Source organism: Psychrobacter sp. 1U2 (assembly GCF_051847575.1).
Genome location: NZ_JBPYDC010000497.1, coordinates 1 through 1,023 on the forward strand (window position 1 = coordinate 1; position 1,023 = coordinate 1,023).

At 47.0% G+C, this 1,023-nt stretch carries 1 protein-coding gene; it reads right to left on the minus strand.

Features of this window, described 5'->3' with window-relative positions; translation table 11 throughout:
• Positions 1 to 1,023 (minus strand): molybdopterin-dependent oxidoreductase (locus ACS8FD_RS16845; protein ID WP_439276689.1); only part of this gene is annotated, 1,023 nt, incomplete at both ends.

Here is a 1,023-nt window from a genome sequence, read left to right on the forward strand (position 1 = left end):
CGAACGTTCAAACACCCGCTCAAGGCTGTCTAAAAGTTTTTGCTTAGGGCGTTCATGAATACCCATGGTTCTATCGCCCTGCACATTAGAGTGCCCGCGAATTGGCGAAGCGCCAGCACCATCAATACCTATCATGCCCATAAGCAGCAGCAAGTTGGTAATCATAGCCACATTGTCTTCGCCCTGCACATGTTGCGTAACGCCCATGCCCCAAGTACATATCGTCGCTGGACTATCGGCAACCAATTTTGCCAGTTTGACAATCTCTGCTTGTACAATACCACTACCGCGCTCAATATCTGTCCAAGTTTGCTCGGTTAGCCATTCTTTTAATGCCTCAAAACCTGAGGTGTGCTCGGTAATAAAATTGTGATCAATTTTGTCATGCTCGACCAGCCATTTGGCCATACCCGCTAACAAAGCCGTATCGCCACCAATTTGAATCTGGACGACTTCATCAGTCATCTCATCACTTTGACCTGCTGCCATGTGCGTGGGTTTTTGCGGATTTCTAAAAGCCTTTAAGCCTTGTTCGCGCATCGGATTGATAGAGATGATTCGGCAGCCTTCTTTATGCGCGTGTGCCAGCATCTCAAGCATGCGTGGATGATTGGTGGCTGGATTATGTCCAAAAGATAACAGCAGTTTGGCCTTTTCAAAATCTTCAAGCATGACCGTGGCTTTGCCGACACCCAATTGCTTACCCAGCATAACGGATGTTGGCTCATGGCACATATTGGAGCAATCAGGCAAGTTATTGGTGCCAAAACAGCGTACAAACAGCTGATACATAAAGGCAGGCTCGTTCGTTACTCGCCCTGAGGTATAAAATAAAGCGTCATCTGGCGAGTCAAGCTTATTCAACTCTTTCGCGATAATCTCATAAGCAGCCTGCCAAGAGATAGGGAGATAGCGGTCCTGCGCTGCATCATACCGAAGCGGTTCTGATAAACGACCACTATGCTCAATCTCGTAGCCGTTCCATTTCTGGAGCTCTTTGACGGTATATTTTTCAAAGAATTT